The sequence below is a fragment of the Streptomyces sp. NPDC020807 genome (assembly GCF_040641575.1).
Taxonomy (GTDB): Bacteria; Actinomycetota; Actinomycetes; order Streptomycetales; family Streptomycetaceae; genus Streptomyces.
On record NZ_JBFADU010000008.1, the window covers coordinates 122,569 to 146,111 of the forward strand.

The window sequence follows — 23,543 nt, forward strand, 5'->3', positions numbered from 1 at the left end:
GAGCGGCGGGTGTCGGGGGGGGCGGCTGCCGTCAGCGGGTTCGGCCGGGCGGTCGCCGCCGCCGCGTGGACGGGTCGGCCGCCGTCAGCGGGGCGCGGGCCCCTGCCGGGGAGCGCCCGCGCGGGTGGCGAGGAGGCGGGCGCGGCGCAGCGGCTCCGGGTCGGCCCAGCTCCGTACGTCCACGGCCTCCGGCAGGAAGCCGTGGGCGCGCAGTGAGTCCTCCTGCCGGGCGAGCAGGCCGAGCCGGTCGTCGGACAGGTCGGGGTGGAGGGTGCGGTGGGTGCCGGCCCGGTAGGCGCCCGCGACGCCCTCGGCGCCCGCGCCGGTCTCCGCGCCGAGGATGCGGGCGACCTCGGCGGGCTCGTCGGCGGCCCAGTCGGCTGCCCTGAGCAGGACGGAGAGGAAGCGGTCCACGAGGTCGGGCCGGGTGTCCAGGAGGTCCTGGTGCACGGTGAGCGGGCGCGGGGTGCCGTTGTTGACCCGGTGCGCGGGGTCGGGGAGGTCGTCGAGTTCGACGGCGACCTCGGCTCCGGCGCGGCGGGCGGCTTCGACGGCGAGGGCGCCCTTCACGTACACGGCGTCGACCTCGCCCCGGCGCAGGGCGGCGAGCTCGGACGCCCACTGGCCGTCGCGCCCGCCGGCGGGTACGTCGACGAGGGCGGCGTCCCCGAGTCCGTACCCGGCCGAGGCGAGCACGCCCTCGAAGCCGCGCAGGGCCATGGCACGCCAGAAGTCGATGGGTACGGGGTGCCGGGGCAGCGCGAGGCGGAGTCCGCGCAGGGCGGCGGCACCGCGCACCGGGGTGCCGGGGGCGACGAGGATCGCCTGGCGCTCCTCGATCCAGGTGAGGCCGACGAGCCGGGTGCGCTCGCCGAGCGAACGGGCCCACAGAGCGGGGACGTTGCCGCCCTCACGGAACAGTCCGGGAAGGGCGTGGGTGTAGTGGGCGGCCCGGTCGGCGCCCGGATCGGCGTCCTGCAGGGAGCGGACGGCGATGCCGTCGGCGGCGAACTCCCCGGCCAGCCAGCCTCGGTCGGCGGCGACGCCGGTGGCGGTCGGGACGGGGCAGCGGGTGAACCAGAGGGTGTCGGGGACGGCGGTTTTCGGCATGGGACTTCCCGGATGGAGGTGAGCGGGGGAACGGCGTGCGAGGGCGTCGCTCTTCGGCCACGTGGAGCGGTGGGACGCGAAGGGCACGGGCGCGGAGGGCCACGGACCGGAGGAACGCCGCGCGGAGGGCCACGGCACGGAGAAGCACCGCGCGGACGCGCCGGAGCGGAGGCGGGCCCGGCTCCGTGTCCGCACGGAGGGGGTTCAGGGGGAGGCGGGGATCACGCCGGTACGCACACGGAGGCACGGCCCCACGGGCGGGGGCGGCCTGCGGAAGGGGTCAGCGACAACAGACCCCGGCGACGCGCACCAGGTCAATGTGGCGGCGCCGGGTCAGCGCGATCGGCGGACCGGAGAGGACCGGAGCGGGGGCCGGACCGGAGAGGACCGGAGCGGGGGCCGGACCGGAGAGGGCCGGAGCGGGGCGCACGGCACGTCGTCGGTTCGTCACGGGGCCTGCTCCCTTCCGGCTCGGTGCCGCTTCGGTGTGTTGGCCGGAACCTTGCCATGGATGGTTCGGGGCTCACAACTCGACTGCCACCATGTGGGATTGCTTGTGAACAGAGTGTTTCCGACCTCGCCGGACGCTCCGGATCGACTCCCGTCATGTGGGAGCGTGGGAACCCGATCACCCACGGGGAGCGAACCCTATGACGACCGAGGCCGAGACCCTGCGACCGCCGGCGGGCGCCCAGGCGGTGCGCCGCGCGCTGGACGTCCTGCACTGTTTCCACGACAACGGGCCCGACCTGAGCGCCTCCGAGCTCGCGCGCAGGCTCGGGCTGTCCACCTCCACGGCGCACCGGCTGGCCCGCACCCTGCTCGGCGCGGGCTTCCTGGAGCAGGACGCCCGGACGGCGCGCTACCGGCTCGGCCCGGCCGTGACGGAGCTCGGTCGGCTCTCGTACCACCAGCGCGGACTGCACCTGGCCGCGCCCGAGCTCGCGGATCTGTCCGAACGGACCGGTGCCACCGTCGACTTGGCGCTGCGGAGCGGTCCGCACGTGGTGATCGTGGCGGGCGGCTCGGTGACGCCGAAGGTGGGCCTGCGCCGGCCGCTGCACTCGACGGCGCTCGGGAAGGTGCTGCTCGCCTGGCCCCGGGCGGGCGAGGGAGGCCCGCGCTCGCTGCCGCCGCTGCACGCGTTCACCGAGCGGACCATCGTCGAACCTCCTGCGCTGGCGGCCGAGTTGGCACGCGTACGGGAGGCGGGGTTCGCCCTCAACGACGGCGAATCGGCCCACGGGGTGCGGACCGTGGCCGTACCGGTCCTGGAGCGGACCGGGCACGCGCGGTTCGCGCTGGCGGTCCGTGCCACCCCGGAGCTGATCACCGACGCGCGCCTCGACTGGTACCTCGCGCAGGCGCGGGCGTGCGCCCGGGCCCTGGAGGTACTGCTCCTGGCGCCGACGGAGCGGCCCGACCACGGCAGGGCGTCCCTCTAGCCAGGGGCGTCCGCGCACGGACGTCCCGGCGGAGCGTGCGCCGATGTCCGAACGGTCGTGCGTTCAGTACGATGGAGGGATGAGCGGCAGCACGGGAAGCGGCACCGGGACCAAGACGGACGGACGCGTCGAGCGGGGGAACCAGACCCGCCGCCTGGTCCTCGGCCGGACCATGGACATCGCGTCGGTCGAGGGGCTCGAAGGCCTCTCCCTGGGCCGGATCGCGACCGAACTGGAGCTGAGCAAGAGCGGGATCTTCGCCCTCTTCGGCTCCAAGGAGGAGCTCCAGCTCGCCACGGTCAGGGCCGCCGCCGCCGTCTTCGCCGACCGTGTGGTCGCGCCCCTCAAGGACGTCCCGCCGGGCGCGCGCCGCGTGTGGGAGCTGTGCCGCAACTGGATCGCGTACTCCTCGGAGCGGGTCTTCACGGGCGGCTGCTTCTTCTACGCGGTCTCGGCCGAGTTCGACGCGCGGACCGGGCCTGTCCACGACGCGGTCGCGCGGGCCCACGTGGAGTGGAGCGCGTACATGGAGGAGTCCCTGGCCGAGGCGCGCGCGGCGGGCGACTTCGCGGAGGACCTGGACGCCGGGCAGCTGGCATTCGAGGTGATCGCGCTCATGGAAGCGGCGAACGCACGGTCGGTGCTGCTCCGTGAGACCTCGGCCTACGCCCGCGCCGAGCACGGGGTCCTCACCCGCCTGCGCGAGGCGGCGACGGAGCGGGGCCGGGCGACGCTCGCCGAGGACTGACCCACGGCCGGTTCCGGCCGGCCCTCCGCCGTTCCCGCGCCGGCCGGTTCCGGCGGGCCTTCCGCCCTTCCCGGGCCACGCCCGGTCGACGCCCGCCCCGCATCCGATCCAAGGCTCCTTCCTTTCACGCCTCCGCGCCCCGCGCACCCCGGGCGGTCCACCCGGATCCGGTCGGGTGACTGTTCGAGTGACCGCCCGGTGTCGCTCACGCGTACGGGACCGGGCGCGCCCCCATGGTGGGCGCGTCGGCCGGAACCCTCGGCACGCCCGCCACCGGTCCGGCCCACCCCCGAGAGGAGCGCGCATGTCCGTCCCGGACTCCCCGCCCGGCGCCCGCCGCAGAGCCGCACCCCGAAGACCACGTGCCGTCATGGCCGCCCTGGTCACCGCACTCGCCACCGCCACCGCTCTCGTCCTGCCCGGCTTCGGCCTGTCGGGCCCCTCCCCCGCGCACGCCGACGGCGCGGGCGGGCTCGACATCCGTCCGGGCGTCGCGGGCACGGTCCTCACCTGGGGCAGCAACTACCGTGGCCAGCTGGGCGACGGCAACACCGCCGGGTCCGCCGCGGTCCCGGGGCGGGTCTGCGGGAACGCCGTCTGCACCGTGCCGCAGGGCAACGTGGTGCAGGTCGCGGCCGGTGACGGTCACAGCATCGCGCTCCTGGCGGACGGGACCGTCCTGAGCTGGGGCAACAACGAATCCGGACAGCTGGGCGACGGAACCTCCACGAGCCGCACCACGCCGGTCCGCGTCTGCGCGGTCGACGAGCCCGCGCCCTGCGCCTCGTTCCTGAAGGGGGTCGTCTCCGTCGCGGTCGGCGATCTGCACAGCCTCGCGCTGCTGAGCGACGGGACGGTCGTCTCCTGGGGCTCGGCACTCGTCGGCCGCCTCGGCAACGGCACCGATGCCGGGTCCCAGCCGTCGCCGGGACGGGTGTGCGAGCCGTTCGCGATCGCGCCCTGTACCGCCTACCTGTCCAACGTCACCGCACTCGGCGCGGGCTATCAGCACACCCTGGCCCTGCGCGCCGACGGCTCCGTCGTCTCCTGGGGCTACAACGGCAACGGGCAGCTCGGCGACGGGACCACCATGCCGAGGCCGGTCCCGGTGAACGTGCTGGGCCTGTACGGCGCCACCTCGGTGGCCGCCGGGACGTTCCACAGCGTGGCGGCCACCTCCGACGGATCCGCGTACGGCTGGGGCGTGGGTCCCGCCGTCGGCCACGGCAGCAACGCGCAGACAGCCCTGCCCGCCCTCGTGTGCGACGTCGGGCTGACCGCACCGTGCTCGGCGGAGCTGACGGGCGTGAAGTCGGTGGCCGCGGGCTCCGACCACACCCTGGCCGCCCGCACCGACGGCACGGTCCTCGCCTGGGGCAACAACTCCGCCGGACGGCTCGGCGACGGCACTCTCACCCCTCGCCCGGCACCGGTCAGGGTCTGCGCCCCGGGGGGATGTTCCGGTTTCCTGACCGGCGTCACGGCGGTCGCCGCGGGCATCTCCGGCGGCCACAGCGTCGCCCTGCGCGAGGACGGATCGGTCCGCGCCTGGGGGTTCAACGACGACGGGCAACTCGGCGACGGCACGAAGGAGTTCCGCAAGACTCCGGTCCGGGTCTGCGCGCCGGGTTCGGTGGCGCCCTGCACCCGCTTCCTCGAAGGCGTCACGTCGATCGCGGCGGGCGACCGCCACACCATCGCCGTGTCCCGGCCATTGGCCGACCTGGCGACCTCGGTCTCGGCGACCCCCGAGCCGGTGGCGAACGGCGGCACCCTCACCTACACCGTGCGGGTCCACAACTACGGCCCGACGGCGGCGGCGGACGTGGTCCTCACCGACCACCTGCCGACCACGGTCCGCTACGTCTCCGCGTCCCCCTCCGTCGGCAACTGCGACACCCCGCCGACGGGTACGACGGACACCGTGACCTGCTCCTTCGGGAGCCTGCCGCGGGGCGGCGCCGCCACGGTCAAGATCGCGGTGAAGGTCCGGACGGCCGAGTCCGTCACGCACGTCGTCTCGGCGACGAGCGAGACGCCCGACCCGCGACCGGCGAACAACACGGCCGCGATCACCACACCGGTGGGATGACACCCCTGGCGAGCGCCGGCGGGTGACACCCCCTAGCGAGCGGCGGCCGTCGGCATCTTCGGACCGAGGGAGCCGACGGTCGCGAACTCGACGGCCTCGCGCACGACTTCGGGGTCGTCGAGGATGCGTCGATGACCGAGGCCCCGCGTGACGACGAGCCGGGCCTCGTCGCCGTACACCCGGGCGAGGAACCGCGCCTGCGCGAGCGGCACCATGTCGTCGTCCTCGTCGTGGAAGAGCAGGACGGGGGCGCCGAGTCCGTCCGGGTCGGCGTCGGCGCCGAAGCGGTCCCAGATGCCGGGCTCGTCCGGGGCGAGGACGCCTTCGACGTACTCCCGCATCCGCCGCACCACCAGTTCGCTGACGGGGAGTTGGGTCCGGAAGCCCGCGAGGAGCATGTCGAAGGAGCCGACGCCGCCGAGGCCGACGAAGCGGGTGGTGCGGAGCCCGTCGCGGAGCGAGAAGAGGGCGGCGAGGACGCCGAACGAGTGGGCGATGACCGCCTCGAAGCCGCCGTCGCGGGTGTGCTGCGCGTGCCGGGCGTGCAACTCCCGGATGATCTCGCGGTATTCGACGATGTTGCTCGCCTCGCCTCCTGACTCGCCGTGGCCGGGGGCGTCGAAGGCGACGGGGCTGTAGCCGCGCGCGAGCAGCGCCTCGACGAAGGCGGTGAGGCGCGAGGCGCGCGAGGACCAGCCGTGGACGAGGAGCACGGGCCGCCGCCCGTCGCCCCAGGCGTACGTGACGACCTCCTTGCCCCGCACCTGGAGGCGCTCGGTGCGCGCCGAGGCGAACAGCTCGGCCTCGGCGGGCTTGAGGCGGGCCCGGCCGAGCGGGCGGACGAAGAGGCCGAAGGCCCGGCGTCCGGCGGCGCCGGGGGCGAGGTGGGCGGCGGCGTTCAGGCCGGTACGGATGAGCGGAGCCATCGGATGCATGCCGGATCTCCTCGGTCGTCCTGGATACGCGAAAATACTAGCACGACCGTTCGTGTTGTTTCATGAGGAAGAGGCAGAGCCCGCCGCACCTCCCCGCCCCGCCTAGTCCCCCTCTTTCTCCTTCTCCTTCTTCGCGCGGCTCGGCTGCACCCGCTTCGGCTCGCCCGGCATCTTCGGGTACTCCGGCGGATACGGCAGGTCACCGAGCCCGTGCTCGGCCTCGTCCCGGCGCGCCAGTTCGAGCAGCGAGTCAAGGCGGAACCGCTCGTCGTCCATGTCGGCGTGCACGTCGCCGAGTTCGGCGTACCGGACCGGCATGGTCCTGATGTCGAAGTCCTGCGGCACGGCCTCGTCGATCTCGTCCCACCGCAGCGGCGCCGACACCGGCGCGTGCGCCCTGGGCCGTACGGAGTAGGCGGAGGCGATGGTCCGGTCGCGGGCCGTCTGGTTGTAGTCGACGAAGATCCGCTCGCCGCGCTCCTCCTTCCACCACCTGGTCGTCACCTGCTCCGGCATCCGCCGCTCCAGCTCCCGCCCGCAGGCGATCGCCGCCCGCCTGACCTGGGTGAAGGTCCATTCGGGGAGGATCGGCACGAAGACGTGGAGGCCCCGGCCGCCCGAGGTCTTGGGCCAGCCGCGCAGCCCGTGCTCGTCGAGGACCGCGCGCAGCTCGTGGGCGGCGCGGACGGCGTCGGCGTAGTCGGTGCCGGGCTGGGGGTCGAGGTCGATGCGGAGTTCGTCGGGGTGGTCGGTGTCCTCGCGGCGGACGGGCCAGGGGTGGAAGGTGACGGCGCCGAGGTTGGCGGCCCAGAGGACGGCGGCGGGCTCGGTCGGGCACATCTCGTCGGCCGAACGGCCGCTGGGGAACGTGATGCGGGCGGTCGGGATCCAGTCGGGCAGGTACTTCGGGGCGCGCTTCTGGAAGAAGGACTCGCCGGTCACGCCGTCGGGGTAGCGCTCCAGGGTGGTGGGGCGGTTCCGCAGGGCGCGGGTGACGCCGCCCCCGACGGCCAGGTAGTACCGGACGAGGTCCATCTTGGTGTAGCCGGGTTCGGGGAAGTAGACCTTGTCGGGGTTCGAGACGCGTACGGCCCGACCGTCGACTTCGAGTTCCACCGCTGGTGCCTTGCCTGCCATGCCGGTCAGCCTAGGGTTCGCCGACAACTCGCGCATACCGGACAATCAACCCCATGGACCTGCCGGTGATGCCGCCCGTGAAGCCGATGCTCGCCAAGGCCGTGAAGAAGATCCCGCCCGGCATGCAGTACGAGGCGAAGTGGGACGGCTTCCGGGCGATCGTCCATCGGGACGGGCCCGAGCTGGTCATCGGCAGCCGTACGGGCAAGCCGCTCACCCGGTACTTCCCCGAGCTCGCGGAGGCGCTCCTCGCCCGGCTGCCGGAGCGGTGCGTGGTCGACGGCGAGATCGTGATCGCGCACGACGGCCGGCTCGACTTCGACCGGCTGACCGAGCGCATCCACCCGGCCGCGTCCCGGGTCCGCATGCTCGCGGAGACCACGCCGTCGCGGTTCGTCGCCTTCGACCTGCTCGCCCTCGGGGACCTGTCGCTGCTCGACGTGCCGCTGGGCCAGCGACGGGCCGCGCTGGAGGAGCTGCTCGACGGGGTCGACGCGCCGCTCCACCTCGCGCCCGCGACCCGGGACCCCGAGCTCGCCGCCCGCTGGTTCGAGCAGTACGAGGGCGCGGGTCTCGACGGGGTCGTCGCGAAGCCGCTCGACCTGCCGTACCGGCCGGACGCCCGGCTCATGTACAAGATCAAGCACGAGCGGACGGCCGACGTGGTCGTGGCCGGGTACCGCTTCCACAAGAGCGGGCCGGTCGTCGGTTCGCTCCTCCTCGGCCTGTACGACGACGGGGGCGTCCTGCAGCACGTCGGCGTGTGCGCGGCCTTCACCGCCGCCCGGCGGGCCGAGCTCGTCGAGGAGCTCGAACCGCTGCGGACGGACCCGCCGGACGGGCATCCGTGGGCCGCGTGGACGGACGGGTCGGCGCACGAGGGGGCACGGCTGCCGGGCGCGCCGAGCCGCTGGTCGGGGAAGAAGGACCTGTCGTGGGTGGCGCTCCGGCCCGAGCGGGTCTGCGAGGTGGGGTACGACCACATGGAGGGCGACCGCTTCCGGCACACGGCCCAGTTCAAGCGGTGGCGGCCGGACCGGACGCCGGAGAGCTGCACGTACGGGCAGCTGGAGGAGGTCGTAGGCTACGACCTCGACGACGTGCTCACGAGGGGCGGAGGATAGATGGACCGCGCGACGGAAACGGGACCGTTCTTCCACGGGACGACGGCCGACCTGCGGATCGGGGACCACCTCACCGCCGGCCACCCCTCCCGGTACCGGCCGGAGATCGTCATGAACCACGTCTACTTCACCGCGCTCCGGGACGGCGCGGGACTGGCCGCCGAACTCGCGCAGGTCCTCGCGGACGGCCGGGGGGAACCGCGCGTCTACCTGGTCGAGCCGACGGGGGCGTTCGAGGACGACCCCAACGTGACCGACAAGAAGTTCCCCGGCAACCCCACGCGCTCCTACCGCAGCAGGGAACCCCTCAGGATCGTGGGCGAGGTCACCGACTGGGCGCGGCTCACTCCCGAGGCGCGCCGGACGTGGCGCGAGCGGCTGTCCACGCTCCTCCGGGACGAGGACGCCGAGATCATCAACTGAGCGGGCACGCAGCACAGGTTCCCCCTGTCCGGAAGTCGCCGCACCGAGAAGTGAGATGCCACACATTCGGCGAACTCCCCTGCCCGCAAAGGAAGATCACCTTCGACCCGGGCCGGGCCACGGCGCCGCGGGCCCGCCCCTCGTACCTGCGGGAATGCCCCGGCGGGCCCCGGGCGGGCGGGCCGTGCGGCGCGCCGTCGGCGTCCGCGGACCCCGGAGGCGTACCGGAACCGACCCCGCCATCCGGTACGTATGGAAGGGAAGAGGGCTCCCGAGCCCTTCCCCCACCCTTCCGCACCGACTAGGACTGACCCGTGATCGCCTCGCCTTCCCCCCTCGTCCCCGTCCCGATCCCCGACAGCGTGGCCGCGCTCATCGGCTCCTGTCTGCCGCTCCACGTCCTCCAGGCCGAAGTGGACGCGGACTGGGCGGCGCGCGAGGTGTACCGGTTCCGCGGGCCGCTCTGCGCGGAGGACCGGGCGGACCGCGAGCACGCGCTCGCCGCCCTGGCGCGGGCCAACAAGATCCTCGCCAAGCACCACCCGCAGCTGCCCGTCCGGCCCTGACGCCACCGGCGCGGGGCTGGGTACACCTGTTCGGCCGTCCCCCGCATGCGTGAGCGCGGGCGCGGTGTGACGCTGCGAACGTGACCACGACCAGCGACGCAGCGCCCGCGCCCCCGGCCGCCAACGAGCCACCCGTCCTCGACGGCCGCCGCCGCAACATCGTCTTCGGGACGATCATGCTGGGTGTCCTTCTGGCCGCCCTCGACCAGACGATCGTGGGCACCGCCCTGCCCACGATCGTGTCCGACCTGGGCGGCGCCGCGCACATGTCGTGGGTGGTCACCGCCTATCTGCTCGCCGAGACGGTCTCGACCGCCCTCGTGGGCAAGTTCGGCGACCTCTTCGGCCGCAAGCTGATCTTCCAGATCTCCGCCGTCGTCTTCATCACCGGCTCGTTCCTCTGCGGGCTCGCGACGAACATGACGCTGCTGATCGTCTGGCGCGGCGTCCAGGGCATCGGCGCCGGCGGCCTCATGGTGACGTCGATGGCGCTCATCGCCGACGTCATCCCGCTGCGCGAGCGGGGCAAGTACCAGGGCGCGATCGGTGCCGTCTTCGGCGTCTCGACCGTCATCGGCCCGCTGCTCGGCGGTCTGTTCACCGACCACCTCAGCTGGCGCTGGGCGTTCTACGTGAACGTCCCCATCGCGATCCTGGTCGTCTTCGCCGCCGCCCGCACGATCCCCTCCGTGCGCTCCACCAGCCGGCCGGTGATCGACTACCTCGGCATCGCGTTCGTCGCGGCCGGAGCCAGCGCCCTCATCCTGGCGACGAGTTGGGGCGGCAACGAGTACGCGTGGAGCTCGCCCGTCATCATCGGGCTCTTCGTCGGCGGCTTCGTCGCCCTCGGCCTCTTCTGCTGGGTGGAGACCCGGGCTGCCGAACCCATGCTGCCCATGCGGCTGTTCTCCAACCCGGTCTTCACCGTCTGCTCCGTCCTGAGCTTCGTCGTCGGCTTCGCGATGCTCGGCGCGATGACCTTCCTGCCGACCTACCTCCAGTACGTCGACGGGGACTCGGCGACGATGTCCGGCTTCCGGACCCTGCCCATGGTCATCGGCCTGCTCATCGCCTCCATCTACAGCGGCAACGTCGTCAGCAAGACGGGCCAGTACCGGATCTTCCCGATCGTCGGTTCCTTCGTCATGGGCATCGGGCTCTACCTGCTCTCCCTGATGGGGACGGACACCAGCACCTGGCTCGAGTCGCTCTACATGTTCGTCCTCGGCATCGGCATCGGCCTGTGCATGCAGGTCCTCACCATCGCCGTGCAGAACACCGTCGACTACGCCGACCTCGGCACGGCCACCTCGGGCGTCACCTTCTTCCGTACGCTCGGCAGCGCCTTCGGCACGGCCGTCTTCGGCACCATCTACGCCAACTCCCTGAAGCCCAACCTCACGGCCGGCGTAGGCGAGGCGGCCGCGGTCGCGAGCAGCCTCGGCATCGACCCGAAGGGGATCGCCCAGGCCGCCCAGAGCCCGGCCGGCGTCCACGGCCTGCCGGAACAGGTCGCCGTGCCGATCGTCGACGCCTACGCGGAAACCCTCCAGACCGTCTTCCTCTGGACGGTGCCCGTCGCCGCCGTCGGCTTCGTCGTGGCCCTCTTCCTCAAGCAGGTGGCCCTGCGCGACACGGCCCGCGCCGGCGCCGGCGACATGGGCGAGGGCTTCGCCTCCCCCACCTCCGCCGGCGACTCGGCGAAGCTCCTCGAACTGGCCGTCGGCCGCCTCATGCGCCGCGTCGACCTCGACACCGCCCGGAAGATCGTCTACGGCTCCGACACGCGGCTCGACATCGCGGGCGCCTGGGCGGTCATGCAGGTCGAGCTGCACACCCGTACGGTCGGGCACGCGAGCCTCGGTCTCATCGCGGCCACCCGGCGGCTCCCGCCGGAGGTCCTCGTCCCGGTCTTCGACCGCATGGTCGACGAGGGCTTCCTCACCCGGGAGGGACACCTCTTCTCGCACACCCCGGCGGGCGAGCGGGAGGCGCGGACCATCACCGACGCGTGGGGCGACTGGCTCGCCGACCGCGTCGAGCGGGAGCAGGGACGGCCGAGTGGACCGGAGCTGCGGGTCGCGGTGGACGCCATCGCGAAGAAGGTCGTCGCCGAGGACCTCGCGAACGGGCTCCCGGCTCACCGGGAGACGGTGTCGGCGGGCGCCCGGTAGGCCCGTTCGGCGGGCGCCCGACAGGCCCCCGTGCTCCGCCTACTCCGCGAAGTCCCCGTCCACGTACACCCACGCACCGTCGTGGCGCGCGAACCGGCTCCGCTCGCGGAGGGCGCCCGGTTCGCCGTCGTGGACGTAGGTCGCGGTGAAGGTGACGGTGCCGTGCTGGTGGAAGGCGGTGCCGTCGGTGGCCCCCTGGACCTCCAGACCGGTCCAGCGCATCGCCGGATCGAAGTCGACGTCCTTCGGACGGGTCTCCGGCGCCCAGGTGCGCAGCAGGTAGGCCTCGTCGCGGACGACGAAGGCGCTGTAGCGGGAGCGCATCAGCAGCTCCGCCGTCGGAGCCGTACCCGCCGCACCGCTGTGGAAGCGGCCGCAGCAGGCGCCGTAGACGGCGTCCAGGCCGCAGGGGCAGGGGGACTCCGCCGTCACCGCCGGGGCGGCGGAAGCGGCGGACGTACGGGGGCGGGTCTTCCGTCGTGACATGCGGTCATTGTCTCCCGAGTAGCGTACGACCATGAAACTGACGATTCTCGGAGGCGGCGGATTCCGGGTGCCGCTGGTGTACGGCGCGCTGCTCGGCGACCACGCCGAGGGGCGGGTCACGCACGTCACCCTGCACGACCTCGACGAGGGCCGGCTCTCGGCCGTCGCCCGGGTCCTCCTGGAGCAGGGCGAGGGCGTTCCCGACGCGCCCGGGGTGACGGCGACGACGAATCTGGACGAGGCGCTGCGCGGAGCCGACTTCGTGTTCTCCGCGATCCGCGTCGGCGGTCTGGAAGGACGGGCGGCCGACGAGCGGATCGCGCTCGCCGAGGGGGTGCTCGGCCAGGAGACGGTCGGCGCGGGCGGGATCGCGTACGGCCTGCGGACCGTTCCGGTCGCGGAGCGGATCGCGCGCCGGGTCGCCGAACTCGCCCCGGAAGCCTGGGTCATCAACTTCACCAACCCGGCAGGGCTCGTCACCGAGGCCATGTCCCGGATCCTCGGGAACCGGGTCGTCGGCATCTGCGACTCCCCCGTGGGCCTCGGCCGCCGCGTCGCCCGCATGCTCGGCGCGCACCCCGACGAGGCGTGGATCGACTACGTCGGCCTCAACCACCTGGGCTGGCTGCGGGGGTTGAGGATCGGCGGCCGGGACGAGCTGCCGCGGCTGCTCGCCGACGACGAGGCCCTCGGCTCCTTCGAGGAGGGGCGGCTCTTCGGCCCGGAGTGGCTCCGCTCGCTCGGCTCGATCCCCAACGAGTACCTGCACTACTACTACTTCAACCGTGAGGCCGTGCACGCCTACCGGACCGCCGAGCGCACGCGCGGCGCGTACCTGCGCGACCAGCAGGCCGGTTTCTACGCGCGCATGGCGAAGCCGGACACGCCCGCCCTCGCGACCTGGCACGAGACGCTCGCCGACCGCGAGGCCACGTACATGGCCGCGAACCGGGAGGCGGCGGGGATCGGCGAACGCGACGAGGAGGACCTGGAGTCCGGGGGCTACGAGAAGGTGGCGCTCGCCCTCATGCGGGCCATCGCCCGCGACGAGCGGGCCACTCTCGTCCTCAACGTCCGCAACGGTGCGACGCTCTCCGTGCTCGACGCGGACGCGGTGATCGAGGTGCCGTGCCTGGTGGACGCGAACGGCGCCCACCCGGTGTCGGTGTCCCCGCTCCCCGGTCACGCCGTGGGCCTCGTGACCTCGGTGAAGGCGGTGGAGCGCGAGGTGCTCGCGGCGGTGGAGAGCGGTTCGCGGGCGACGGCGGTGAAGGCGTTCGCGCTGCACCCGCTCGTGGACTCGGTGGCGGTGGCCCGCCGCCTGGTGGACAACTACACGGCGGAGCACCCCGGCCTGGCGTACCTGCGCCGCTGAACCGTCCCCGAGGTGTACGCCCGGCGAACGTCTTTACGGGGCGGGGGGCGCGGCCTAGGCTCGCGCCCCATGACCTCACAGCGCCGCAAGGGAACACGGAGAGGGGTGGCCCGACTCCTCGCGGGGTGCCTTCTGGCCGCCGGGCTCGTCGGAGCGGGGCCTGCGGCCGCCGGGTCGCCGACGCCGGGCGGCGGCCCCGAGGGCGGGCCCGCCGTCGTCCCCGTCCAGACGACCGGCCCCGCCGAGCGGCGGTTCAACCTGGTCTTCATGGGAGACGGCTACACGGCGGCCGAGATGCCGGCCTTCCGCGCCGACCTGGAACGGCACCTGAGCACGCTGTGGAGCATCGAGCCGTTCGCCTCGTACCGCAGTTACGTCAACGTGTGGGCGGTGGAGGCCCCTTCGGCCGAGTCCGGTGTGGACTGCGACCCCGACCTCGGCTCACCGGACCGCGACACCGTGCTCGACATGGGCTTCTGGGGCGGCTGCGACCCGCAGAGCGTACGGCGGCTGCTCACCGTCGACAGCGCGAAGGCCGGCGCCCTCGCCGACCTCGTCCCCGGCACGAGCCGCGCCAACCGGCAGATCGTCGCGCTCGCCCACAGCTCCACCTACGGCGGTGCGGGCGGGAGTTACGCGACGGCTTCGGGCGGCAACGCGCTCTCCGCGCTCATCACCCCGCACGAGATAGGCCATTCGCTCGGCGGCCTCCAGGACGAGTACGACTACTACGCGCGCGGCGTGCCGGGCGGCACGTACTCCGGGGAGGAGCCGGACTCGGTCCACCACACCCTCCTGACGGAACGGCAGATGCGGGAACGGCAGGCGAAGTGGTGGCGCTGGCTCGGCGAGAAGAGCGAGGCCGGCGGCGTCATCGGCCGGTACGAGGGCGGGCTCTACAGCACGAAGGGCGTCTGGCGCCCGAGCCGCCACTCCCAGATGAAGACCCTCGGCTACGCCTTCGACCAGGTCGAGCGCGAGGTGATGACCCGGGCGATCTCCGCCAAGGTCGACCTGGTCCAGGCGCACACGCCGAACTCCTCGCCCATCGGCCGCGACCGGACCGTCTGGGTGGACACCCTGCACCCGCTCGGCGGCCCGCTCGACGTCACCTGGCGGCTGGACGGTACTCCCCTGCCGACGCGCGGCGCGCGCACGGTGGACCTGCGGGAGGCCGACGTCTCACCCGGCCCGCACACCCTGACGGCGACCGTCACGGACCCGACGCCCTTCGTCCGCGACCCGGCGATCCGCGCCTCGCCGGCCCTCACCCGTACCGTCGAGTGGAAGGTGAACACCGCGCTCACCACCGGCCCGGAGGAACCGACCCGGCCCGTGTTCACCGGCCACACCTCCACCGCCTCCCCGGTCGGCGCCCGGAGCGTCGTCCACGCGGACACCACCCACCCGGCGGCGGGCACCCCGGCCGTGCGGTGGTCCCTCGACGGCACGCCCCTCACCCTGCCCGACCTCAACGACCGCGACCTGCACCTCGGTTCGCTCCGCCTCTCGCCCCGTACGCACACCCTGACGGCGCGGATCGCGGGCACGGCCGAGGAGGTGACCTGGACGGTCGACGCCCGGCCGGCCCCGTCCTCGTACACGCTGTCCACACCGCTGCGGACGGTGAGCGCCCCGGGGCAGCCCGTCGAGTACGTCTACGACGGCCCGTTCACCATGCGGCTCACCGCCAGGGACGACCAACAGGGCGCCGTGGTCAACCAGTTCCGCGTGGACGGCGACGGCTGGTACACCTACTACGGCTGGCCGACGGACGCCGGGGCGCCCTTCCGCTTCACGCCGGGCGGGACCGTGATCGACGACCTCGTGTACGGGAAGCTGGGCCGGAACCGGGCGGTGCCGTGGGACGACGCGACCCCGGAGTACGGCACGCACACGATCGAGTACCGCACGATCGACCCGGCCGGCAACGTGGGCCCGGCACGGAGCTTCAAGGTCACGCTCCTGAGGCCGTGAGGAACGAAGGAGCCCGCCGACACGAGGTCGGCGGGCCCCTTCACGCGGTTCTCGGTCAGACCTTGCGGGCCACGGCGGCCCACCCCGGGATCGGGTCGTCGCCCTGGACCGCCACCGGATCCCCGAGCTCGGGCCGCCACTCGGCGGTGAGCGCGATGCCGGGCTCGACGAGCTCGAGGCCGTCGAAGAAGGCGGCCAGCTCGTCACGGGAGCGGGGCCGCAGCGTCAGGCCACGGGCCTTGTACATGCCGACGGCCTTCGCCGCGCCCTCCGGGTCGAAGTCGCCGGTGACCTGGGAGAGGACGAGGTAGCTGCCGGGGGCGAGCTGGTCGACGAGCTTGGCGACGATGTCGTGGGCGCCGTCCTCGTCACCCAGGAAGTGGAGCAGGGCCAGCATCGACAGGGCGATGGGCTGGTCGAAATCAAGGACCTTTCCGGCCCTTTCGAGGATGGTCTCCGGGTCGCGGGCGTCCGCCTGGATGTACTCGGTGGCCCCCTCGGGGGTCGAGCGCAGCAGGGCGGCCGCGTGGGCGAGCACGATGGGGTCGTTGTCGCAGTAGACGATCCGGGACTCCGGCGCGGCCCCCTGCGCGATCTGGTGCAGGTTGGGCTCGGTCGGGATCCCGGTGCCGACGTCGAGGTACTGGCGGACGCCCTGGGCGCTGAGCCAGCGGATGGCGCGGTGCATGAAGGCGCGGTTGACCCGGGCCATGTCCCGGCCGCGCGCGTCGACGGTGAGGAGCTGGCGGGCCATCTCCTCGTCGACGGGATAGTTGTCCTTGCCGCCCAGGAACCAGTCGTACATGCGCGCCGGGTGCGGCTTGCTGGTGTCGATGCGTAGCTCGCCGCGCGAGGCTGCGGGGTCCTGGGTCATCGGCTCTCCTGGTCGGGTCGAACGGGTGGCGCTACAACAAGAGTTACGCGACGGTAGGGCTGGGGCGGAAGGGTCGGGTGAGGAGAAAGTCAGCCTGACCTGATTTGGCCCCTTCGATGAAGGCTTCGATCTCCCCGTGGGTGTAGATGAGCGCGGGTCCTTCAGGGTCTGCGGACTGTCGCACGGCGACCCTGCCGTCGGCCAGCTTCATGGCCTCCACGCAGTTGCCCCCGTTCCCGCCGCTCCAGGGCTTGTGCCAGCCTTCGGCACCGAGCTCAGCGGCGGGCATGCCGTTGTATATGCGATCCATTCACAGCTCCTTGCGGAGATCCCGGAGGATCTCCTTCGTGCGTTGTGCAGTCGCGGCCTGAGCCGCCATGCGGTCCATGACCTCCAGGTGGGCTGCCACCTCGGGGCGCGCGTCGAGGTAGACGGCGCCGGTCAGGTACTCGCTGTAGACCATGTCCGGGAGTTCGGGCATGGCGAAGCGGAAGAGGACGAACGGTCCGTAGGTTCCGGGATGGTGGCCGGACGCGAACTCCGCGAGCTGCAGGGTGACGTTCGGCGACTCGGACGCTTCGAGCAGCCGGTCGAGCTGGTCGCGCATTACCTGAGGCCCGTCACCGACGGGTCGACGGAGGACCGTCTCGTCCATGATGACCCACATCCTGGGCGCGTCCTACCTGGTCAGCAGGGACTGGCGCTCCATCCGCAGGGCCACGTGACGTTCGACGTACTCGGCGTCCCCGACACTGCCGCCGACCGCTCCGCTGCGCAGGATGGCGCGGGCGTAGTCCTCGGTCTGGAACAGACCCGGGACGAACTGGGGTTCGTAGGACCGGATGAGGCTCGCGGCCCCCTCCAGGCTGACGTACATGGAGAACCAGCCGGGCAGCACGTCGTGGAACCGCTGCCACCAGCCGGGGAGGTTGGCCTCCTCCGCGAGCGCGACGAAGGCCTCCGCCTCGGCGTCGGTGATCCCGTACTCCTTGAGCAGGAGCTGTACGTACGGGATCTTCAGCGCGACTTCGGCGGTCTCCATGCGGCGGACGGTGGCCGGGGCGACGCGGAGGACCTTGGCGGCCTCCTCGCGCTTCAGGCCCGCGCGTTCGCGCAGGTCCTGGAGACGACGGCCGAGGACGACCTGTCCCACCGTGGGGGCGGACCGCGGCTCGCTCACTCTCAGACCTCCCCGACGCGCTGTTGCGACGAGTGTGCCATGAAGCCGGGCCAGAGAGAACAGCGCACTCTGCAATTTCCAGAGTGCCCCTTGCCAAGTGTCCGCGGCAGGAGGACAGTGTTCCGGTGAACCAGTACACGCTGCCTCCGCGCGCCACCGCGCCTCCGGAGGCCGCGCCGTACGGCAGTCCTGCCCACTGTTGTGAGGAACCGGTCGTGGCTTCTGGTAACGCGCAGCCCTCAGGTCTCATGAGCCCTCGGGTCACGGCCCAGCGACCTCCGCTGCGGGCGGGTTCCCCCGCCGGTCCCCTGCGCGACGCCGTGCGCCGGTTCGCCTTCGAGCTCCCCGCCCAGACCGCCTCGGTCTCCCGGGCACGCCGCCTCGCCGAGGACCGGCTGATCCTCTGGGGCTGCGGCCCCGAGATACGTGACACGGTCGCGCTCGTCGTCTCCGAGCTCGTCACCAACGCCGTCGTGCACACCGCGAGCGGCCGGGTGGTCTGCGAGCTCCGCGAGGACGAGGACACCCTGCGCATATCCGTACGGGACGAGGGCGGCCCGGCGGACCCGAGGATGCGGGACTGCGGGGAGGAGGAGCGCGGCCGCGGACTCCTCATCGTCGACGCGCTGTGCACGGCGTGGGGCGCCGACCGCACCGGGCACGGCACCGCGCAGGTCGTCTGGGCCGAGCTGGCCCACGGCACGGGGGGGCCGTGTTGAGGCTGACCACCCTGCTGACGCCCCGGTCGGCCCGCAGGCCGTACGAGTCCCCCTCGGTCCCCCGCCAGCGAGGCGCCGCGGCCCCGCGCCCCTCCCTCCTCCAGGCCACCCGCCTCCCGGTCCCGGTGGGCCTGCGCACCGGCCTGGGTTTCGACGCCGTCGGCGTCCCGGCCCGCTTCGGCTTCAAGGTCCTCTCCCGGCTCCCCGCCAACGGCTGCGTCTACGCCGACTCCGACTGGTGGTGGTGGCTGGTCCCCGCCGGCTCCGACCAGGACCTCACCTGGCCGCTGCCCGCCTGCTACGCCCCCGGCGCCGAGGTCCCCGACCGCGGCCCGCGCCTGGTCCACCAGCCCGACGGCACGTCCCCGTACACGCCGCCGATCCCCCTCTACCTGCTGGTCTGCCAGCTGACCGGCATCGCCCCGGCCTGGTCGGCGTCGTCCCCGGTGCGTTCCGCCACCTGAGGACGCCCCTCCCGGCATACCCTCGGACCATGTTCACCCCGCAGGGACCCAGCCTCCGCGAACTGACCGTCCAGGCCCTCTCCTCGGTGGAGCACGGCTACGACCTGCTCGCCGACTCATTCGACGCGACGCCCTTCCGCACCTCGGACCGGCTGCTCACCGCCGTGGCCGACACCCTGGAGGAGCTCGGCCCCTTCGACTCGGGCCTCGACGTCTGCTGCGGCACCGGCGCGGGCCTCGGCGTGCTCCGCTCGGTGTGCGCGGGCCGGACCGTCGGCGTCGACTTCAGTACGGGCATGCTGGCCCGGGCCCGTGCGGCGCACCCGGAGGCCGCCCTCGTCCGCGCCGACGCCCTGGCCCTCCCCTTCGCGCCCGCCTTCGACCTGGCGGTCAGCTTCGGCGCCTTCGGCCACTTCGAACCGGACGAGCAGCGCACGCTCTTCACCCAGGTCCACGCCGCCCTCCGCCCCGGCGGCACCTTCGCCTTCCCCCTGCCGGCCCCGCCCCGCGTCGGCTCCCGCCCCTACTGGACGCTCTGGGCCTTCGACGCCGCCATGCGCGTCCGCAACGCGGTCTGGCGCCCCCGCTTCGTCATGTACTACCGGACCTTCCGCCTCGCGGACGTCCGCACCCGCCTCCACGACGCCGGCTTCGAGGTGTCCCTGACCCCCGTCACCTCCCTCGGCCACCGCGAGGACGGCAGCCCCCACTGCCGCCTGGTCGTCGCCCGGAAGCCCCTCTGAGCAGGGGAAACAGAAGAGCGGGAGAAAAACGAGAAGTGCCGGTCGACATGAGATCGACCGGCACTTCTCTTCGGTGTCCGAGGGGGGACTTGAACCCCCACGCCCGATAAAGGGCACTAGCACCTCAAGCTAGCGCGTCTGCCATTCCGCCACCCGGACCAGGTGATTGTCGTTTCGGGGTTTCCCCCGCGGCGACAGAGATAACTCTACCAGGGGTTTGAGTTGCCCTTCACCAACGTTTTCCGTGGTCAGGCCCTCGGGACCCGGTGGGCCGAGGGAGCTCGACGCCCCCCGACGCCGGCTCCGTGGGGGCAACTCTGTCGGTGTCCGGCATGTCCGGGCCAGTCGTCGGGCTGAGTCCGTCAGGTCGGGGCCGGTCAGCGGACCTCGACCAGGCGGGCCGAGACGACGACGTTGCCCTCGTAGCCGTGGGCGCGGGTGAAGGTTCCGCCGCAGGTGATGAGGCGGAGTTCGGGGCGGCCTGAGGCGGCGTAGAGGCGGTCGGCGGGGAAGTCGTCCTTCGGGACGACCTCGACGCCGTACACGGCGAAGACGGCGGTGCGGCCGTCGCGGCGGTCTATCTCCACGCGGTGGCCCACGGCCAGGGAGCCGAGCTCGTAGAAGACCGCGCGGCCCGTCGGGGTGTCCACGTGGCCGACGACGACCGCCGTGCCCTGTTCGCCGGGGGTGACCGCGCCGGTGAACCAGCCCGCCAGGTCCTCGTCCTCCGGTGGCGGGGGCTCGATCCAGCCCTCCCGGTCCAGGCCGACCGCCGTCAGCGGGGCGTCGATGCGGACGGCGGACGCGCGGACGCGGGTGGGCGGGGAGGTGGGGAGGGAGGCGACGGTGGGGCCGGGGGTGGTGGGGGTGAGTGCGTTGGTGACGGTTGCTCGGGGGGTGGGGGTGGTGCCGGGGGCCGCCACCGCCGCGGGTTGCGGTGGGCCCTCGGCCCGCAGGTCCTGGGCCCCTCCGCGTGTCAGGTGGATGCCTATGAGGAGGACCACGACCACCAGGCCCCACGCGCCGCGCCGGCCCGCGTCGCTCGTCCCCTCCACCCCTGGCCCTCCCCGTCCTCGTCCGGTCTTCCCCGCCTGGTGCCCCTCCGTCCCGGACCTCGTCACACCGGGGCGGAGGGGCCGTTTCAGGAGCCGCCGGCCGCTCGGCGGCGGGTGAGGACGACGGCGGCGCCGAGGGCTCCGGCGATGAGGAGGACTCCGGTGACCAGCTGGGTGGCGCCCAGGCCCTCGTCGGAGGCGGCCGCCTGGGAGCCGTAACCGGCCTTCACGCCCTTGTGGGCGCCCTGCTTGGCGGGCGGGCCGGCGATGGTGAGGACCGCCGTGCCGCGCTCGCCCTTGCAGTCGAAGGTGATCTCGTGGCGGGCGCCCGCCACGGCGTCGACGTCGACGGTCGCGGTGCCCGAGCGGCCCTCGACGAGCGTGACCGACTCGAAGACGCCGGAGGAGACCGTCACGGACGGCACCGAGCAGCCGTCGGAGGTGAGGGTGACGGTGCCGCCGGCGACGACCGTCACGGGCGTGACCGCGAAGCCGAAGGAGGTGACGTTCCCCTCGTTCCCGGCGTACCCCTCGTTCCCGTCCGCGAGGGCCGAGGGCGCGACGGCGAGACCCAGGGCCGCGGCCGAGAGCAGGGCGGCGGAAGCGGCACGTATCGCGCGCATGGCGGACCTCCGGATCACGCGAGGGTGCGGAGGCGGAGCGATTCCGCGCCCTGTGCTGGACGACCCTCACCGCGATCGAAGCTAGGTCCGCCCCCGGCAACCCGCCACCGGGCTCCGCCGAACGGGGCACGGGCGGTGCGCGACCCCCGTTCGGCGGTCCCCCGGGGAAGGGGGGACTACGGTCCCCCCGGGACGGGGGCTACGGAACGCGGACGACCTGGCCCGCGTAGGAGAGGTTGCCGCCGAAGCCGAAGAGCAGCACCGGCGAGCCGGAGGGCAGTTCGCCGCGCTCCACGAGCTTGGCCAGGGCCAGCGGGATCGAGGCCGCCGAGGTGTTTCCGGAGTCGACGACGTCCCGGGCGACGATCGCGTTGACCGCGCCGATCTTCGCGGCGAGCGGCTCGATGATCCGCAGGTTCGCCTGGTGCAGGACGACGCCCGCGAGCTCCTCGGGGGCGATGCCGGACCGCTCGCAGGCCTTGCGGGCGAGCGCCGGGAGCTGCTGGGTCGCCCAGCGGTAGACGGACTGGCCCTCCTGGGCGAAGACCGGCGGGGAGCCCTCGATGCGGACGGCGTTGCCCATCTCCGGGACCGAGCCCCACAGGACCGGGCCGATGCCGGGCACGTCCCCGGCCTCCGCGTCGTCGACGGCCTCGACGATCGCCGCGCCCGCCCCGTCGCCGACGAGCACGCACGTGGTGCGGTCGGTCCAGTCGCAGACGTCGGTCATCTTGTCGGCGCCGATGACCAGGGCCCGGCGCGCGCCCCCGGCGCGTACCGCGTGGTCGGCGGTGGCGAGGGCGTGCGTGAAGCCCGCGCAGACCACGTTGAGGTCCATCGTCGCGGGCGACGAGGTCATGCCGAGGCGGGCGGCGACGCGGGCGGCCGTGTTCGGCGAGCGGTCGATCGCGGTGGAGGTGGCGACGAGGACGAGGTCGATGTCGTCCGGGGTGAGTCCGGCGGCGGCCAGCGCCTTGCCGGCGGCGTGCGCGGCGAGCTCGTCGACGGGCTCGTCGGGGCCCGCGACGTGCCGGGTCTGGATGCCGACCCGGCTGGTGATCCACGCGTCGTCGGTGTCGACCAGCTTCGCGAGGTCGTGGTTGGTGAGCACCTTGGCGGGCTGGTAGTGCCCGAGCGCGGCGATGCGAGTGCCCGTCATACCGGGACCCCCTCGGTGGTTCGTACATCCGGCAGGACCCCCCAGTCTTGCCAGCGACTGATGGGTAACCCCTGACGTAAACCGCCAACATTCCCCCGTATCGCTTGGCCGACCGTGACAAGGCCGCAGGTGAGGACGGGGTGGGAGCGGGCCGCGGGTCGTGACGGAGAATGGCGGTGCCAGGGTCGGCTCCGTCGCGGTTTCGCGGGCGCACGCCGCCACACGAGACGCGGTCCGCGGTACGCAGGAGGTACGCGGCACGTGAGAGGAAGGGGTGCGATCACGATGGGACGGGTCACCGAACGGCGGCGAGTCATACGGATCCGCGGTGCCGCGGTGGGTTCCCGGCCCGACACCCTCGTCGCCGAGGAGCCGATGGAGATCCGGCTGAACGGCCGGCCGATCGCCGTCACCATGCGCACTCCCGGCGACGACTTCGCGCTCGCCGTCGGCTTCCTGGTCAGCGAGGGCGTCCTCGCCGCCGCCTCCGACGTGCGGAACATCGTGTACTGCGCAGGGGCCACGGACGACGGCCGGAACACGTACAACGTGGTCGACGTGCAGCTCGCGCCCGGTGTGAGCGTGCCCGACATCTCCCTGGAGCGGAACGTCTACACGACCTCCTCGTGCGGGCTCTGCGGCAAGGCCAGTCTGGACGCGGTGCGCACCACGGCCCGTTTCCCGATCGCCGACGCTCCCCCCGTACGCCTCACGCCCGCGCTCCTGTCCGAGCTGCCCGGGCGGCTGCGGGCCGCGCAGAAGGTCTTCGACTCGACCGGCGGGCTGCACGCGGCGGCGCTCTTCTCGGAGGACGGCGAGCTCCTCGACGTACGGGAGGACGTGGGCCGGCACAACGCGGTGGACAAGCTCGTCGGGCGGGCGCTGACGGAGGGGCGGCTGCCGCTGGAGCGCGCGGTGCTGCTCGTCTCGGGGCGGGCCTCGTTCGAGCTGGCGCAGAAGGCCGTGATGGCCGGGATCCCGGTGCTCGCGGCCGTCTCCGCGCCCTCCTCGCTCGCCGTCGACCTGGCCGCGGAGACGGGGCTGACGCTGGTCGGCTTCCTGCGCGGGGCCGACATGAACGTGTACGCGGGCGAGCACCGGATCGACGTGGAGGCCTCCGGCGACGCGTAGGCC

At 73.2% G+C, this 23,543-nt stretch carries 23 protein-coding genes, 1 tRNA gene and 1 pseudogene; 13 read left to right on the forward strand and 12 right to left on the reverse strand.

All coding sequences use genetic code 11. The features are described 5' to 3' along the window. Positions 1-84 precede the first annotated feature (84 nt). A complete protein-coding gene (locus AB0G79_RS15445) occupies positions 85-1,110 on the reverse strand; it encodes an ABC transporter substrate-binding protein (protein ID WP_360806223.1) in 1,026 nt (341 codons plus the stop codon). Between the two features lie 280 nt (positions 1,111-1,390). Then, positions 1,391-1,561 carry a putative leader peptide gene (locus AB0G79_RS15450; protein ID WP_360806226.1) on the reverse strand — a complete coding sequence of 57 codons (171 nt, stop codon included), beginning with the start codon at positions 1,559-1,561 and terminating at the stop codon, positions 1,391-1,393. Positions 1,562-1,760: 199 nt separating this feature from the next. Between AB0G79_RS15450 and AB0G79_RS15455 the strand changes: the two genes are divergently transcribed. The 3 genes from AB0G79_RS15455 to AB0G79_RS15465 all read left to right on the forward strand — a co-directional run bounded on the left by AB0G79_RS15455 (position 1,761) and on the right by AB0G79_RS15465 (position 5,395). After that, a complete protein-coding gene (locus AB0G79_RS15455) occupies positions 1,761-2,555 on the forward strand; it encodes an IclR family transcriptional regulator (protein ID WP_360806229.1) in 795 nt (264 codons plus the stop codon). A gap of 79 nt (positions 2,556-2,634) precedes the next feature. Beyond that, entirely contained in the window at positions 2,635-3,303 is a 669-nt protein-coding gene (locus AB0G79_RS15460) for a TetR/AcrR family transcriptional regulator (protein WP_360806232.1), read from the forward strand. A gap of 304 nt (positions 3,304-3,607) precedes the next feature. Then, positions 3,608-5,395, forward strand: a complete 1,788-nt coding sequence (locus AB0G79_RS15465) for a hypothetical protein (protein ID WP_360806234.1) — start codon at positions 3,608-3,610, stop codon at positions 5,393-5,395. Between the two features lie 32 nt (positions 5,396-5,427). On the opposite strand, the gene AB0G79_RS15470 is transcribed toward AB0G79_RS15465, so the two are convergent. Together AB0G79_RS15470 and ligD are read right to left on the reverse strand one after the other, a co-directional pair. Next, positions 5,428-6,330, reverse strand: a complete 903-nt coding sequence (locus AB0G79_RS15470; protein ID WP_360806237.1) for an alpha/beta hydrolase — start codon at positions 6,328-6,330, stop codon at positions 5,428-5,430. A 102-nt stretch (positions 6,331-6,432) separates the two neighbouring features. Continuing rightward, a complete protein-coding gene (ligD, locus tag AB0G79_RS15475) occupies positions 6,433-7,467 on the reverse strand; it encodes a non-homologous end-joining DNA ligase (RefSeq protein ID WP_360806240.1) in 1,035 nt (344 codons plus the stop codon). Between the two features lie 53 nt (positions 7,468-7,520). Between ligD and AB0G79_RS15480 the strand changes: the two genes are divergently transcribed. The 4 genes from AB0G79_RS15480 to AB0G79_RS15495 all read left to right on the forward strand — a co-directional run bounded on the left by AB0G79_RS15480 (position 7,521) and on the right by AB0G79_RS15495 (position 11,754). Further along, positions 7,521-8,591 (forward strand): ATP-dependent DNA ligase, encoded by a 1,071-nt coding sequence (locus AB0G79_RS15480; RefSeq protein ID WP_360806243.1) that lies wholly within the window; start codon positions 7,521-7,523, stop codon positions 8,589-8,591. Beyond that, positions 8,592-9,014 (forward strand): NAD(+)--rifampin ADP-ribosyltransferase, encoded by a 423-nt coding sequence (arr, locus tag AB0G79_RS15485; protein WP_360806246.1) that lies wholly within the window; start codon positions 8,592-8,594, stop codon positions 9,012-9,014. 314 nt (positions 9,015-9,328) lie between these two features. Beyond that, complete coding sequence (locus AB0G79_RS15490; RefSeq protein WP_360806249.1) at positions 9,329-9,580, forward strand: hypothetical protein; 252 nt, start codon at positions 9,329-9,331, stop codon at positions 9,578-9,580. A gap of 80 nt (positions 9,581-9,660) precedes the next feature. Continuing rightward, entirely contained in the window at positions 9,661-11,754 is a 2,094-nt protein-coding gene (locus tag AB0G79_RS15495) for an MDR family MFS transporter (protein ID WP_360806251.1), read from the forward strand. Positions 11,755-11,793: 39 nt separating this feature from the next. Here the strand turns inward: AB0G79_RS15495 and AB0G79_RS15500 are convergent, their stop codons facing one another. Beyond that, positions 11,794-12,240: a YchJ family metal-binding protein gene (locus AB0G79_RS15500; RefSeq protein WP_360806254.1), complete on the reverse strand. Its 447-nt coding sequence runs from the start codon at positions 12,238-12,240 to the stop codon at positions 11,794-11,796. Positions 12,241-12,271: 31 nt separating this feature from the next. Here AB0G79_RS15500 and AB0G79_RS15505 point away from each other — a divergent pair, with 31 nt between their 5' ends. Next, complete coding sequence (locus AB0G79_RS15505) at positions 12,272-13,615, forward strand: 6-phospho-beta-glucosidase (RefSeq protein WP_360806257.1); 1,344 nt, start codon at positions 12,272-12,274, stop codon at positions 13,613-13,615. 69 nt (positions 13,616-13,684) lie between these two features. Further along, positions 13,685-15,592: a M64 family metallopeptidase gene (locus tag AB0G79_RS15510; protein WP_360806260.1), complete on the forward strand. Its 1,908-nt coding sequence runs from the start codon at positions 13,685-13,687 to the stop codon at positions 15,590-15,592. Between the two features lie 55 nt (positions 15,593-15,647). On the opposite strand, the gene AB0G79_RS15515 is transcribed toward AB0G79_RS15510, so the two are convergent. The 3 genes and pseudogenes from AB0G79_RS15515 to AB0G79_RS15525 all read right to left on the reverse strand — a co-directional run bounded on the left by AB0G79_RS15515 (position 15,648) and on the right by AB0G79_RS15525 (position 17,646). Continuing rightward, positions 15,648-16,466 carry an SAM-dependent methyltransferase gene (locus AB0G79_RS15515; RefSeq protein ID WP_360806263.1) on the reverse strand — a complete coding sequence of 273 codons (819 nt, stop codon included), beginning with the start codon at positions 16,464-16,466 and terminating at the stop codon, positions 15,648-15,650. A 43-nt stretch (positions 16,467-16,509) separates the two neighbouring features. Next, positions 16,510-16,776, reverse strand: coding sequence for a DUF397 domain-containing protein (locus AB0G79_RS15520; RefSeq protein ID WP_360806266.1), 267 nt, complete (start codon positions 16,774-16,776; stop codon positions 16,510-16,512). Next, a pseudogene (locus AB0G79_RS15525) lies at positions 16,777-17,646 on the reverse strand (helix-turn-helix transcriptional regulator). Positions 17,647-17,861: 215 nt separating this feature from the next. On the opposite strand from AB0G79_RS15525, the gene AB0G79_RS15530 reads away from it, so the two are divergent. The 3 genes from AB0G79_RS15530 to AB0G79_RS15540 are packed head-to-tail and all read left to right on the forward strand — an operon-like array spanning position 17,862 to position 19,572. Continuing rightward, the gene (locus AB0G79_RS15530; protein WP_360806269.1) at positions 17,862-18,365 is read left to right on the forward strand and encodes an ATP-binding protein; all 504 of its coding nucleotides are present in this window, start codon (positions 17,862-17,864) and stop codon (positions 18,363-18,365) included. Positions 18,366-18,367: 2 nt separating this feature from the next. Continuing rightward, on the forward strand, positions 18,368-18,829 hold the full coding sequence (locus tag AB0G79_RS15535; protein WP_360806628.1) for a hypothetical protein: 462 nt from the start codon (positions 18,368-18,370) through the stop codon (positions 18,827-18,829). Between the two features lie 29 nt (positions 18,830-18,858). After that, positions 18,859-19,572, forward strand: coding sequence for a class I SAM-dependent methyltransferase (locus AB0G79_RS15540; protein WP_360806272.1), 714 nt, complete (start codon positions 18,859-18,861; stop codon positions 19,570-19,572). Positions 19,573-19,646: 74 nt separating this feature from the next. Here AB0G79_RS15540 and AB0G79_RS15545 read toward each other — a convergent pair. From AB0G79_RS15545 to AB0G79_RS15560, 4 genes are all read right to left on the reverse strand, one after another. Next, positions 19,647-19,731, reverse strand: a tRNA-Leu gene (locus AB0G79_RS15545). A 218-nt stretch (positions 19,732-19,949) separates the two neighbouring features. Continuing rightward, positions 19,950-20,627 carry a class F sortase gene (locus AB0G79_RS15550; RefSeq protein WP_360806275.1) on the reverse strand — a complete coding sequence of 226 codons (678 nt, stop codon included), beginning with the start codon at positions 20,625-20,627 and terminating at the stop codon, positions 19,950-19,952. An 86-nt stretch (positions 20,628-20,713) separates the two neighbouring features. Beyond that, complete coding sequence (locus tag AB0G79_RS15555) at positions 20,714-21,250, reverse strand: hypothetical protein (RefSeq protein WP_360806278.1); 537 nt, start codon at positions 21,248-21,250, stop codon at positions 20,714-20,716. Positions 21,251-21,449: 199 nt separating this feature from the next. Beyond that, the gene (locus AB0G79_RS15560; RefSeq protein WP_360806281.1) at positions 21,450-22,409 is read right to left on the reverse strand and encodes a beta-ketoacyl-ACP synthase III; all 960 of its coding nucleotides are present in this window, start codon (positions 22,407-22,409) and stop codon (positions 21,450-21,452) included. A 285-nt stretch (positions 22,410-22,694) separates the two neighbouring features. On the opposite strand from AB0G79_RS15560, the gene fdhD reads away from it, so the two are divergent. Beyond that, on the forward strand, positions 22,695-23,540 hold the full coding sequence (gene fdhD, locus AB0G79_RS15565) for a formate dehydrogenase accessory sulfurtransferase FdhD (RefSeq protein ID WP_360806284.1): 846 nt from the start codon (positions 22,695-22,697) through the stop codon (positions 23,538-23,540). Positions 23,541-23,543: the final 3 nt, after the last annotated feature.